10 protein-coding genes are annotated in these 13,390 nt (G+C 62.7%); all 10 read right to left on the reverse strand.

The window, feature by feature from the left end; genetic code table 11:
• Nucleotides 1-84 precede the first annotated feature (84 nt).
• The 10 genes from eno to fabZ all read right to left on the reverse strand — a co-directional run bounded on the left by eno (nt 85) and on the right by fabZ (nt 13,329).
• Nucleotides 85-1,374: a phosphopyruvate hydratase gene (eno, locus tag LG385_RS16190; protein ID WP_225775106.1), complete on the reverse strand. Its 1,290-nt coding sequence runs from the start codon at nt 1,372-1,374 to the stop codon at nt 85-87.
• A 116-nt stretch (nt 1,375-1,490) separates the two neighbouring features.
• Complete coding sequence (kdsA, locus tag LG385_RS16195) at nt 1,491-2,336, reverse strand: 3-deoxy-8-phosphooctulonate synthase (RefSeq protein WP_181118781.1); 846 nt, start codon at nt 2,334-2,336, stop codon at nt 1,491-1,493.
• Nucleotides 2,337-2,339: 3 nt separating this feature from the next.
• Nucleotides 2,340-3,983: a CTP synthase gene (locus LG385_RS16200; RefSeq protein ID WP_225775107.1), complete on the reverse strand. Its 1,644-nt coding sequence runs from the start codon at nt 3,981-3,983 to the stop codon at nt 2,340-2,342.
• A 296-nt stretch (nt 3,984-4,279) separates the two neighbouring features.
• Nucleotides 4,280-5,584 (reverse strand): tRNA lysidine(34) synthetase TilS, encoded by a 1,305-nt coding sequence (gene tilS, locus LG385_RS16205; protein WP_225775108.1) that lies wholly within the window; start codon nt 5,582-5,584, stop codon nt 4,280-4,282.
• A gap of 50 nt (nt 5,585-5,634) precedes the next feature.
• Nucleotides 5,635-6,582, reverse strand: coding sequence for an acetyl-CoA carboxylase carboxyltransferase subunit alpha (locus LG385_RS16210; RefSeq protein WP_181117205.1), 948 nt, complete (start codon nt 6,580-6,582; stop codon nt 5,635-5,637).
• A 152-nt stretch (nt 6,583-6,734) separates the two neighbouring features.
• A complete protein-coding gene (dnaE, locus tag LG385_RS16215; protein WP_225775109.1) occupies nt 6,735-10,256 on the reverse strand; it encodes a DNA polymerase III subunit alpha in 3,522 nt (1,173 codons plus the stop codon).
• A 79-nt stretch (nt 10,257-10,335) separates the two neighbouring features.
• Nucleotides 10,336-10,956 (reverse strand): ribonuclease HII, encoded by a 621-nt coding sequence (rnhB, locus tag LG385_RS16220; protein ID WP_181117383.1) that lies wholly within the window; start codon nt 10,954-10,956, stop codon nt 10,336-10,338.
• 29 nt (nt 10,957-10,985) lie between these two features.
• Nucleotides 10,986-12,116 carry a lipid-A-disaccharide synthase gene (gene lpxB / locus LG385_RS16225; protein WP_225775110.1) on the reverse strand — a complete coding sequence of 377 codons (1,131 nt, stop codon included), beginning with the start codon at nt 12,114-12,116 and terminating at the stop codon, nt 10,986-10,988.
• Nucleotides 12,116-12,892, reverse strand: coding sequence for an acyl-ACP--UDP-N-acetylglucosamine O-acyltransferase (gene lpxA, locus LG385_RS16230; RefSeq protein ID WP_181117202.1), 777 nt, complete (start codon nt 12,890-12,892; stop codon nt 12,116-12,118). The genes lpxB and lpxA overlap by 1 nt, the downstream gene beginning before the upstream one ends.
• On the reverse strand, nt 12,889-13,329 hold the full coding sequence (gene fabZ, locus LG385_RS16235) for a 3-hydroxyacyl-ACP dehydratase FabZ (protein ID WP_040261126.1): 441 nt from the start codon (nt 13,327-13,329) through the stop codon (nt 12,889-12,891). Before fabZ ends, lpxA begins: the two co-directional genes overlap by 4 nt.
• Nucleotides 13,330-13,390 lie beyond the last annotated feature (61 nt).

Here is a 13,390-nt window from a genome sequence, read left to right on the forward strand (position 1 = left end):
CCTATGCAGTCCGTATCGCCGGGAAGCCATCAAGGCGACAGGGCCGAGTATCACCCTGCCCGCCGCCTTTTTACCACTTCCTGATCAACCGCGAAACTCGGCCCGACCTTTGTACGGTGCGCGCTCGCCCAATTGCTCTTCGATACGCAGCAGTTGGTTGTACTTGGACACGCGGTCCGAACGGCACAGCGAGCCGGTTTTGATCTGGCCGGCGGCAGTGCCTACGGCCAGGTCGGCGATGGTCGAATCTTCGGTTTCGCCCGAGCGGTGCGAGATGACGGCCGTGTAGCCGGCGGCCTTGGCCATCTGGATGGCTTCGAGCGTTTCGGTCAGGCTGCCGATCTGGTTGAACTTGATCAGGATGGAGTTACCGATCTTCTTGTCGATGCCTTCCTTGAGGATCTTGGTGTTGGTCACGAACAGGTCGTCACCGACCAGTTGCACCTTCTCGCCGATCTTGTCGGTCAGGATTTTCCAGCCGGCCCAGTCGGACTCGTCCAGGCCGTCTTCAATCGAGATGATCGGATAGCGCTGGGTCAGGCCCTTCAAGTATTCGGCAAAGCCTTCGGCGTCAAAGCTGTGGCCTTCGCCGGAGAGGTTGTACTTGCCGTCTTCGTAGAACTCGCTGGCCGCGCAGTCCAGGGCCAGGGTTACATCGGTGCCCAAGGTGTAGCCAGCTTTTTCAACGGCTTCGGCAATGGCTTTCAGCGCGTCTTCGTTGGAGGTGAGGTCAGGTGCAAAGCCACCTTCATCACCTACGGAAGTGCTGAGGCCGCGAGCCTTGAGTACGGCCTTGAGGCTGTGGAAGATTTCCGCGCCCATGCGCAACGCGTCGGCGAAGTTTTTCGCGCCAACCGGCTGCACCATGAATTCCTGGATGTCGACGTTGTTATCGGCATGCTCGCCACCGTTGATGATGTTCATCATCGGCACAGGCATGGAGTACACGCCCGGGGTGCCATTGAGGTTGGCGATGTGTGCGTACAGCGGCAGGTCCTGGTCCTCGGCCGCAGCCTTGGCGGCTGCCAGGGACACCGCGAGGATAGCGTTGGCGCCCAGGTTGGCCTTGTTCTCGGTACCGTCGAGCTCGATCATGGTGTGGTCGAGGGCTTTCTGGTCAGCCGGGTCCTTGCCCAGCAGCGCATCGCGGATCGGGCCGTTGATGTTGGCCACGGCCTTGAGCACACCCTTGCCCAGGTAACGGCCCTTGTCGCCATCACGCAGCTCCAATGCTTCGCGTGAACCGGTGGATGCGCCGGACGGCGCGCAGGCGCGACCGATGATGCCGTTGTCCAGAAGCACGTCAGCTTCTACGGTCGGGTTACCACGGGAGTCCAGAACCTCACGACCTTTGATGTCGACGATTTTTGCCATTGTTGTAAACACTCCAGATTGGACGAGAACGACGCAGCTGAGGGATGGAACACGCCCCGCGACTCCTGTCATCAGTGCGGGGCGTTGAAAGGCGTTGCTGACCAGCGAAACCGCGATCAGGCGGTCTCTATGATCGGAAAACTCTTCACCAGTTCATCGAGTGCCTTGAGTTGGCTCAGGAATGGCTCCAGCTTGTCCAGGCGCAAGGCACAGGGGCCGTCGCAGCGGGCGTTGTCCGGGTCGGGATGCGCCTCGAGGAACAGCCCGGCCAGGCCCTGGCTGATACCGGCCTTGGCCAGGTCGGTAACCTGGGCGCGGCGCCCACCGGCCGAATCGGCGCGGCCACCCGGCATCTGCAGGGCGTGGGTCACATCGAAGAACACCGGGTACTCGAACTGTTTCATGATGCCGAAGCCCAGCATGTCGACCACCAGGTTGTTATACCCGAAGCTCGAGCCACGCTCGCACAGCACCAACTGGTCGTTACCAGCTTCCTCACACTTGGTCAGGATGTGTTTCATTTCATGCGGCGCGAGGAACTGCGCCTTCTTGATGTTGATGACGGCATTGGTTTTTGCCATCGCGACCACCAGGTCGGTCTGCCGCGACAGGAAGGCCGGCAGCTGGATGATGTCACACACCTCCGCGACCGGCGCGGCCTGATGCGGCTCATGCACGTCGGTGATCACCGGCACGTTGAAGGTGCGCTTGATCTCTTCGAAGATCTTCAGCCCCTCTTCCATGCCCGGGCCACGGTAGGAATTGACCGAGGAGCGGTTGGCCTTGTCGAAGCTGGCCTTGAACACATACGGGATGCCGAGCTTGTCGGTCACCCGTACGTATTCTTCGCACACTTTCATGGCCAGGTCGCGGGACTCCAGCACGTTCATGCCGCCGAACAGGGCCATGGGCTTGTCGTTGGCCAGCTCGATGTTGCCAACGCGGATCGTTTTCTGTGCCATGGGTCAGCCCTTGTTCCTTTGTGTCAGGCTCTGTTGAGCGAGCGCGGCTTTTACAAAACCGCTGAACAGCGGGTGGCCATCGCGCGGGGTAGAGGTGAATTCGGGGTGGAACTGACAGGCGACGAACCACGGATGGTCGTTGCCTTCCACGACTTCGACCAGTGCGCCGTCGCCGGAGCGGCCGGAAATTACCAGGCCCGCCTCTACCAGCTGCGGCAGCAGGTTGTTGTTCACTTCATAGCGATGACGATGCCGCTCGACGATCACGTCCTTCTGGTAGCAGGCATGTACTTTGGAGTTGGGCTCCAGCAGGCATTCCTGCGCGCCAAGGCGCATGGTGCCGCCCAGGTCCGACGTTTCGGTGCGGGTTTCGACCGCGCCGGTGGAATCCGCCCATTCAGTGATCAGGCCCACCACGGGGTGGCCGCTGTTGCGCTCGAACTCGGTGGAGTTGGCATCGGCCCAGCCCAGTACGTTACGGGCGAACTCGATCACCGCTACCTGCATGCCCAGGCAGATGCCCAGGTAAGGAACCTTGTTTTGACGAGCGAACTGCACCGCGCGGATTTTGCCCTCGACACCGCGCAAGCCGAAGCCGCCCGGCACCAGGATGGCGTCCACACCTTCGAGCAGGCCGGTGCCCTGGTTCTCGATGTCTTCGGAGTCGATGTAGCGCAGGTTCACCCGGGTGCGGTTCTGGATACCGGCATGGCTCATCGCTTCGATCAGCGACTTGTACGCATCCAGCAGCTCCATGTACTTGCCGACCATGGCGATGGTCACTTCATGCTCAGGGTTGAGCTTGGCATCGATGACCTTGTCCCACTCGGCCAGGTCTGCGCTGCCGCACTGCAGGCCGAAGCGCTCGACAACGAAATCATCCAGGCCCTGGGCATGCAGCACACCCGGGATCTTGTAGATGGTGTCGACGTCTTCGAGGGAGATGACCGCACGCTCTTCAACGTTGGTGAACAGCGCGATCTTGCGACGCGAGGACGCGTCCACCGGGTGGTCGGAGCGGCAGATCAGCACGTCCGGTTGCAGGCCGATGGAGCGCAGCTCCTTGACCGAGTGCTGGGTAGGCTTGGTCTTGGTTTCGCCAGCGGTGGCGATATACGGCACCAGGGTGAGGTGCATCAGCATGGCACGGCGAGCGCCGACCTCGACCCGCAGCTGGCGGATGGCTTCGAGGAACGGTTGGGACTCGATGTCACCAACGGTGCCGCCGATTTCCACCAGGGCCACGTCGGCATCGCCGGCGCCCTTGATGATGCGACGCTTGATTTCGTCGGTGATGTGGGGGATCACCTGAATGGTCGCGCCCAGGTAATCACCGCGGCGCTCCTTGCGCAGCACGTGCTCGTACACACGGCCGGTGGTGAAGTTGTTGTTCTGGGTCATGGTCGTGCGGATAAACCGCTCGTAGTGACCCAGGTCCAGGTCGGTTTCGGCGCCGTCATGGGTGACGAACACTTCGCCATGCTGGAAGGGGCTCATGGTGCCTGGATCGACGTTGATGTACGGATCCAGCTTGAGCATGGTGACCTTCAGCCCCCGCGCCTCCAGGATGGCCGCCAGTGAAGCCGAGGCGATGCCTTTCCCCAATGAAGAAACAACACCGCCCGTGACGAAGATGTAACGCGTCATGAAAAACCCTAGAAGTCTGCGTTAAAGCGGTCGGAGCCGCCGGGGAAAGCGAAGGAAGGCCCGCCGCGCGGAACAGCGTCCCGCCTGCGAGGGCCCCGACAACCAGCGACATTTGCCGCGCACGGTACGAAACACTGACGCATACATACGAACCGGCGCATGTCGCCGGCAAGTGAGCTGCTACACATTTCAACCATCGCCCAGCAAAGACTGCTCGGTAATCGGCAACTTCGGCGGTTACAAGCACGCGCAGAAGCTGTATCAAGAAGGGAGGGTAGTCTACCGGAAAGCGGCTTTCATCTCAAACACCGGTCAATCGTCGGTGGCTGCCAATGCAGTTCGCCCGGGATGGCAGACAGCCGTGGCAGGTTCGCCACGGCAACCAGTTGCCCCTCCAGAAACAGCAAAGGCAAGCGCCCTCGAACGAAGCCGGGCACACCCGCTTCGTTCAACAACCGCTTCAGATCACGGCTGCCGCGCCCGGGAAGCGACATGCGTTCACCCCCCTGGCGATAGCGCACCTCGAGCCGACCAAGCGGTAGCGGGCCGTGCCAATAGGCCGCACCATTGCCTGGCAAGTTCAAGGCCTGGCCGGGCCTCTCCCAGGCAAAAGGCAAGGTCGGCGCCTCTCGCCAGGGGCCGGCCACCCACCACACGCGATCCACCGCCCGGTATACCGCACCGTCTGCCAATGCCCACACTGGCGTTGCATCGGGCGCAGCGTCCCGGAGCCCCACCCAACCTGCCCAATGATCTGTATCCGGTAGCCGGCTCAGCGGCGCCAGCCAGGCGCGGATGGCGTTGCGCTGGCGGGCTTCACTCAGCCTGCACAGCGGCGCCAGCGCCAGCGAGGGCAGCGGCAGCCACGGAAACGGCGTGCCTTCCTGCGCCAGCCGCAGGTCTTGCTCGGCAACCTCGTCGAGCAGGCTCAGCGCCTCGGCAAAGTGCGCCGCGCTTCGCGCAAGGTTCGCCGAGGCAGCCGGCCAACGCGCCCGCAGCGCTGCCATTACATGATGACGAAGATAGTTACGGCTGTACCGAGGGTCGGCATTGGAAGGGTCTTCTATCCGGTCAAGGCCATTGGCCTGCGCGTAGGCCTGCAGCGTATCGCGCTCCACATTCAACAATGGGCGTATCAGCGTGCCGCTGCCCAGCGCGCGGTGCGCAGGCATGGCTGCGGCGCCACGCACGCCTGCGCCGCGCAGCAACCGCAACAGCAAGGTTTCGGCCTGGTCATCACAATGCTGCCCAGTGAGCATCACCTCGTTGCTCCCAAGGGCGGCACCCAGCGCGGCGTAGCGGGCATCGCGCGCGGCCTGCTCCAGGCTGGGGCCCGGCGCTACCCGGACCTGCACAACCTCGAACGGCACGCCGAGGCGTTCGCACAGTTGCCGGCAATGAGCCGGCCAGGTATCGGCAACCGCTTGCAGCCCATGGTGAATGTGGATAGCCCGCAGCGGCGGCAGCGCATGCGTGCGGGCCATTGCCGCCAGGGCATGCAGGAGAACAGAGGAGTCCAGCCCGCCGGACAGCGCAACAACCCACCCGGGTGCGTTACGCCATGGGCCAAGCCGGGTGAGCAAATGCTCGGGGAGGTTCACGCGGCAGCTCCCGAAGGGCGCCGTGCCAAGGGCTGGCACGGCAACAGGGCTTACAGGCCGTAGCTCATCAGCCGCTCATAGCGGCGGTCGAGCAGTGCCGGAAGGTCGAAACCACTGAGCATGTCCAGCTGTTCGATCAGCGAGGCACGCAGGGTTTGCGACGCCAGCGCTACATCACGGTGTGCGCCGCCCAGCGGCTCGTCGATCACCTTGTCGACGATGCCCAAGCCCTTGAGGCGCTCGGCGGTGATACCCATGGCCTCGGCGGCGTCAGGCGCCTTGTCGGCGGTTTTCCAGAGAATGGAAGCACAGCCTTCAGGGGAGATGACCGAGTAGGTCGAGTACTGCAGCATGTTGAGCTGGTCGCACACGCCGATCGCCAGCGCGCCACCGGAACCCCCTTCGCCGATCACCGTGGCGATGATAGGGGTTTTAAGCCGCGCCATTACCCGAAGGTTCCAGGCAATGGCTTCGCTCTGGTTGCGCTCTTCGGCATCGATACCCGGGTACGCACCAGGTGTGTCGATGAAGGTGAGGATCGGCATCTTGAAGCGCTCGGCCATTTCCATCAGGCGGCACGCCTTGCGGTACCCCTCGGGGCGCGGCATGCCGAAGTTGCGGCGAACCTTCTCGCGCACTTCGCGGCCTTTCTGATGGCCGATCACCATCACCGGCCGGCCTTCGAGGCGGGCGGTACCGCCAACGATAGCGGCGTCATCGGAGAAGTGGCGGTCGCCGTGCAGCTCTTCGAATTCGGTGAAGATCTGCGGGATGTAATCCAGCGTGTAAGGGCGGCGCGGATGACGTGCCAGGCGCGCGATCTGCCAGCTGGTCAGGTTGCCGAAGATGCTCTCGGTCAGCGTGCTGCTCTTTTCCTGAAGGCGAGAGATCTCATCGCTGATGTTGAGTGAGTTGTCGTTGCCGACAAGGCGCAGCTCTTCGATCTTGGCTTGCAGGTCAGCGATTGGCTGTTCGAAATCCAGGAAATTCGGGTTCATAGGCTTCCGTCTTGGGTCGACGGCCAGGCGGCCGGTTGATCCGTTTGGCGCCATACCATACGTAAGTGGCGCCTTGAGGTCGAGATGTAAAAACAATGCGCTCGCAGCCCTTGGGCCCGAGCGCGTGCCGGAGCGGGATCGGTGGCCCTGGCTCAGCGATAATTCAGGAAGACGTTCTCCCGTCCGAACTGGTCACGCAAGGCCTGGATGAGGCTGTCGGCCGGGTCAATGCGCCAGGCTTCGCCGAACTGCAACAGGGCCCGGGCCTCGCTTGAACTGTAGTCCAGGGTAATCGGGCAAGCGCCCCGGTGCTTGTTCAGCAGGTTACCGAGCCAGTTGATGCGGTCGCCGCCCAACGCCTTGATATCCACTTTGATCCGCAGGCTTTCCGCCAACTGGGTACGGGCATCTTCCATGCTCAGTACACGCTTGACCCGCAGCCGCAAACCGCCGGAAAAATCGTCGTTGCTCACCTCCCCTTCCACCACCACCACAGTGTCGGTCTGCAGCAGGGCCTGGGCACCATGGAAGGCATCGGCGAACAGCGACGCCTCGATCCGCCCGGAGCGGTCATCCAGGGTAATGAAGCCCATCTTGTCGCCCTTCTTGTTCTTCATCACACGCAGCGCCACCACCATGCCGGCGATGGTCTGGGTATCCCGGGCGGGCTTGAGGTCGATGATGCGCTGGCGGGCGAAGCGGCGGATTTCCGTTTCGTACTCGTCGATAGGGTGACCTGTGAGGTACAGGCCCAGCGTGTCTTTCTCCCCCTTGAGCCGCTCCTTGAGCGACAGCGGCCGGGCCTTGTCGTGATTGGCATAGACATCCGCCTCGGCATCGGCGAACACACCACCGAACAGGTCCACGTGGCCACTGTCCTGGGTGCGCGCGGTTTGCTCCGCCGACTTGATCGCCTCTTCCATGGCCGCCAGCAGCACGGCGCGGTTGCGGTCGATGTTTGCCTGATACGCCTTGGGTTCGTCCTGGAAATACGGGCCCAGGCGGTCCAGCGCACCGCTGCGCACCAGGGCATCGAGGGTGCGCTTGTTGATGCGCTTAAGGTCTACCCGGGCGCAGAAATCGAACAGGTCCTTGAAGGGCCCCGCCGCGCGGGATTCGACAATTGCCTCCACAGGGCCCTCGCCTACCCCTTTGATCGCGCCCAGGCCATAAACGATGCGGCCATCGTCGTTCACGGTGAACTTGAATTCCGAGGTGTTCACGTCCGGCGCGTCGAGGCGCAGCTTCATGCTGCGTACCTCCTCGATCAGCGTGACCACCTTGTCGGTGTTATGCATGTCCGCAGACAGCACCGCCGCCATGAAGGGCGCCGGGTAGTGGGTTTTCAGCCACGCGGTCTGGTAGGAGACCAGCCCGTAGGCCGCGGAGTGAGACTTGTTGAAGCCATAGCCCGCGAACTTTTCCACCAGGTCGAAAATGTTACCGGCCAGGTCCGCGTCGATACCGTTGCTTGCGCACCCTTCGATGAAACCACCGCGCTGCTTGGCCATTTCTTCGGGCTTTTTCTTACCCATGGCACGGCGCAGCATGTCGGCGCCGCCCAGCGTGTAACCCGCCATCACCTGGGCGATCTGCATCACCTGTTCCTGATACAGGATGATGCCGTAGGTGGGCGCCAGCACGGGCTTGAGCCCTTCGTACTGGTAGTCCGGGTGCGGGTAGGCCAGCTCGGCACGGCCGTGCTTGCGGTTGATGAAGTCGTCCACCATGCCCGACTGCAGCGGCCCGGGGCGGAACAGCGCTACCAGTGCGATCAGGTCTTCGAGGCAGTCGGGCTTGAGCTTCTTGATCAGCTCCTTCATGCCGCGCGATTCAAGCTGGAACACCGCCGTGGTCTCGGCCTTCTGCAGCAGGCTGTAGGTCGGCTTGTCGTCCAGTGGAATGAACGCGATGTCCAGCGGCTCCTCGCCGACCTTGGCGCGGTCACGGTTGATGGTGCGCAGGGCCCAGTCGATGATCGTGAGGGTTCGCAGGCCCAGGAAGTCGAACTTCACCAGCCCGGCCGCTTCCACGTCGTCCTTGTCGAACTGGGTCACCAGGCCGTCGCCGGCCTCGTCGCAGTAGATGGGCGAGAAGTCCGTAAGCTTGGTCGGGGCGATTACCACGCCCCCGGCGTGCTTGCCCACGTTCCGGGTGATGCCCTCGAGCTTGAGGGCCATGGTCCAGATTTCGGCGGCTTCTTCGTCACTGGCAAGGAAATCGCGGAGCATTTCCTCCTGCTCGAAGGCCTTTTCCAGGGTCATGCCCACTTCGAAGGGGATCATCTTCGACAGGCGATCGGCCAGGCCGTAAGACTTCCCCTGCACGCGGGCTACGTCACGCACCACCGCCTTGGCCGCCATCGAACCGAAGGTGATGATCTGGCTGACAGCGTTGCGCCCGTACTTGTCCGCCACATAATCGATGACCCGGTCGCGGCCATCCATGCAGAAGTCCACGTCGAAGTCGGGCATCGACACCCGCTCGGGGTTGAGGAAGCGCTCGAACAGCAGGTCGTATTCCAGCGGGTCCAGGTCGGTGATCTTCTGCACGTACGCCACCAGCGAGCCGGCGCCCGACCCCCGGCCCGGGCCCACCGGCACGCCGTTGCTCTTGGCCCACTGGATGAAGTCCATCACGATCAGGAAGTAACCGGGGAACCCCATCTGGATGATGATATCCAGTTCGAAATTCAGCCGGTCCACGTACACCTGGCGGCGCGCTTCGTAGTTCTCGGTGGTTTCACGGGGCAACAGTACGGCCAGCCGTTCCTCGAGGCCGTCGAAGGAGACCTTGCGGAAATATTCGTCGATGGTCATGCCATCGGGGATGGGGTAATCCGGCAGGAAGTGCTTGCCGAGCTTGACCTCGATGTTGCAGCGGCGGGCGATTTCCACGGAATTGCGCAGCGCATCGGGCAGATCACTGAACAGCTCGGCCATTTCTTCCGGGCTTTTGAGGTATTGCTGGTCGCTGTAGTTACGTGAACGGCGCGGATCGTCCAGCGCCCGCCCCTCACCGATGCACACGCGGGTTTCGTGTGCGTCGAAATCCTCGGCCTTGATGAAGCGTACGTCGTTGGTCGCTACCAATGGCGCGCCGAGGCGATCAGCCAGGGCGACAGCGGCATGCAGGTACTCTTCATCCCCGGCCCGATTGGTGCGTTGAAGTTCCACATAGAAGCGGTCCGGGAATACGCCCATCCAGTAGCGCAGCAACGCCTCGGCTTGGCCTGGATCGTTGCCCAGCAGTGCCTGGCCGATTTCCCCTTCCTTCGCGCCGCTCAGCGCGATCACGCCGGCGCTGGCCTCGGCGACCCACTCCCGCTCGATGATGATCAAGCCGTTGCGCTGGCCTTCGATGTAGCCGCGAGAGATGAGCTCGGTAATGTTGCGGTAGCCCTGGGCGTCCATGGCCAGCAAGGTAATGCGGCTCAGCGGGGCGTCCGCGCCCGAGCCAGCGAGCCACAGGTCCGTGCCGCAGATCGGCTTGATGCCGGCGCCCATGGCGGCCTTGTAGAACTTCACCAACGCGCACATGTTGCTCTGGTCGGTAACCGCTACCGCCGGCATGTTCATGGCTGTAAGCGACTTCACCAGCGGCTTGATCCGTACCAACCCGTCTACCAGGGAATATTCGGTGTGCAGGCGAAGGTGTACGAATGAAACCGACATGGAAGGTCCGTTGGCGAGAAAAACGATAGCGGGGAATTGTAGCGGCGGCTGGCTGTTAATGCAGCCGCCGAACAGCGCGTCAGGCTTCGGCGAAATCCGCGTCGCGCGCTTCGAAAGCGGCACGCACGGGTGCGAAGGAACGCCGGTGGATCGGCGTGGGGCCAAGCCGGGCCAGGGCCTCCAGGTGTACCGGTGTACCGTAGCCCTTGTGGCTGCCCAGGCCATAGCCTGGGTAAATCAGCTCGAAAGCGGTCATTTCACGGTCACGGCTTACCTTGGCCAGGATCGATGCCGCCGCGATGGCCGGCACCTTCGCATCGCCTTGCACCACTGCGGCGCTGGGTACCGCCAGCGTGGGGCAACGGTTGCCGTCGATCAATGCCAGCCGAGGAGTGATGTGCAGGCCGGCAACCGCCCGCTGCATCGCCAACATGGTGGCGTGCAGGATGTTGAGGCGGTCGATCTCGTCCACTTCTGCGCGGGCAATGCTCCAGCTCAGGGCTTTTTCGCAGATCTCTTCATACAAGGCTTCGCGGCGGGCCTCAGTGAGTTTCTTCGAATCGTTGAGGCCAAGGATCGGGCGGGCCGGGTCGAGAATGACCGCGGCCGTGACCACCGCACCACACAGCGGGCCACGGCCCACTTCGTCGACGCCGCAGACCAGTTCTTCGACCAGGGTGTAATCCAGGCCCATTTGCAGTTGTGTCGGTTCCATCACGGGGTTCCTGGTCAGCGTGCCAACAGTTGCAGCACGGCGTCCGCCGCCTGATTGGAGGCGTCCTGACGAAGCGTACGGTGAATCGCATCGAAGCCGGCGGTCTGCTCGCCCGGGTTATCGAGCAGCGGCAGCAGGGCTTCGGCCAACGCCTCGGGCGTGGCGGCGTCCTGCAGGATTTCCGGGACCAGCGCACGCTGGGCAAGGAGGTTGGGCAAGGACACGTATGGGCTTGTGACCATACGTTTGAGCATCCACCAGGTCAACGGGGCAAGGCGATAAGCCACCACCATTGGTCGCTTGTACAAAAGTGCTTCCAGGGTAGCGGTACCGGAAGCGATCAGTACCGCGTCGCAGGCGGCCAGGGCTTCATGGGATTGCCCGTCGAGCAAGGTGATGGGCAGCGAACGCCCGGCAAGCAGGGCCTGCAGCTGGCCGCGACGCTCCGGGCTGGCGCATGGCACCACGAAGCGAAGGCTCGGGCGGGCTGCGAGCAAACGCTGCGCCGTGTCGAAGAACAGTGCACCCAGGCGACGGACCTCGCCCCCCCGGCTACCTGGCATCAGCGCCACCACCGGCCCTTCCGGCGCAAGCCCCAGGGATTCCCGCGCCTGGGCCCGATCGGCCTGCAGCGGAATCTGATCAGCCAGCGAATGGCCCACGAAACGCACCGGCACGCCCTTCTCTTCGTAGAACCTGGCCTCGAAGGGGAAAAGCGTAAGCATCAGGTCACAGCCTTCGCGAATCTTCAGCACCCGCTTTTGCCGCCATGCCCATACCGACGGGCTCACGTAATGCACGGCCTTGATGCCCTCGCGGTGCATCCGGGCTTCGATAGCCAAGGTGAAATCCGGCGCGTCTATACCAATGAACACGTCCGGCCGGGCTTCGAGGAGGGTCTGTACCAGCTGCTTGCGGCGGGCCAGCAGTTCACGCAGCCGGCCGAGCACTTCCACCAGGCCCATCACGGCCAGCCGCTCCATGGGGAAGTAGGAGCGCAAGCCCTCGGCTTCCATCCGGGGGCCACCCACGCCAATGAAACGCACCCGCGGATGGCGAGCCCTGAGCGCACGCATCAGGCCTGCTCCCAGGATATCGCCGCTGGCTTCGCCTGCTACCAGCGCGACGCAAAGTTCGGCTGGCATCAGCGGGTGATGCCGCGGGTAGCTTCCCGGATGGTCGACACAAACAATGCCACTTCCGCGCAATTTTGCGCGGGCTCCTCAAGCCGGGCCAGTGCCTGGTCGATGGTCAACCCCTGGCGGTAAACCACCTTGTAGGCGTTGCGTAGCGTGTGAATGGTCGCATCGCTGAAATTGCGACGGCGCATGCCTTCGAAATTCATGCCACGCGCCTCAGCCGGGTTGCCGAATACGGTCACAAAGGCCGGGACGTCCTTGCCGATGGCCGTACCCATGCCCGAGAAGCTGTGGGGGCCGATGTGGCAATACTGGTGCACCAGGGTATAACCGGAAAGGATCGCCCAATCACCTACGTGCACGTGGCCAGCCAGCGCCGTGTTGTTGACCAGGATGCAATGGTTGCCGATCACGCTGTCATGCCCCACATGGGCATAGGCCATGATCAGGTTATGGTCGCCGATGGTTGTTTCGGACCGGTCCTGCACCGTACCGCGATGGATGGTCACCCCCTCGCGGATCACGTTGTGATCACCGATGACCAGGCGCGTGGCTTCGCCCTTGTATTTGAGGTCAGGCGTGTCCTCACCGATGGACGAGAACTGATAGATCTTGTTGTGCCGACCGATGCGGGTAGGCCCGCGCAGCACTACGTGAGGCCCGATAACCGTGCCTTCACCGATTTCTACCCCTGCGCCGATGATCGACCACGGGCCTACCTCGACACCTTCAGCCAATACGGCCGAGGGGTCGATGATTGCACGAGGGTCGATCAAGCTCATAGTTTGCGTTCCGCGCAGATGATTTCAGCGGAGCACACAGGCTTGCCATCTACGGAGGCCTGGCAGTCGAATTTCCAGATCTGGCGTTTGCAGCTGATAAAGCGTGCTTCGAGGATAAGCTGGTCGCCGGGGGTAACCGGCTGGCGGAAGCGCAGCTTGTCCGAACCTACGAAGTAGTACAGGGTCCCGTCCGCAGGCTTTACGTCCAACATCTTGAAGCCGAGGATGCCGGCGGCCTGGGCCATTGCTTCGATGATGAGCACCCCTGGCATGATTGGATGCGCTGGGAAATGACCGTTGAAGAACGGTTCATTGATGCTGACATTCTTGTAGGCGCGAATGCGCTGGCTCTCGACATCCAGTTCCACCACCCGGTCCACCAGCAGGAAAGGGTAGCGATGAGGCAAGTATTCGCGAATCTCGTTGATGTCCATCATGTCGGGGGAAAGCCTGTATAAAAGAGAGGGAGCGCGCAGCCTGCGGGGCCGCCTAGGTGGG

It is taken from the genome of Pseudomonas sp. Marseille-Q5115, from assembly GCF_916618905.1.
GTDB classification, from domain to species: domain Bacteria; phylum Pseudomonadota; class Gammaproteobacteria; order Pseudomonadales; family Pseudomonadaceae; genus Aquipseudomonas; species Aquipseudomonas japonica_A.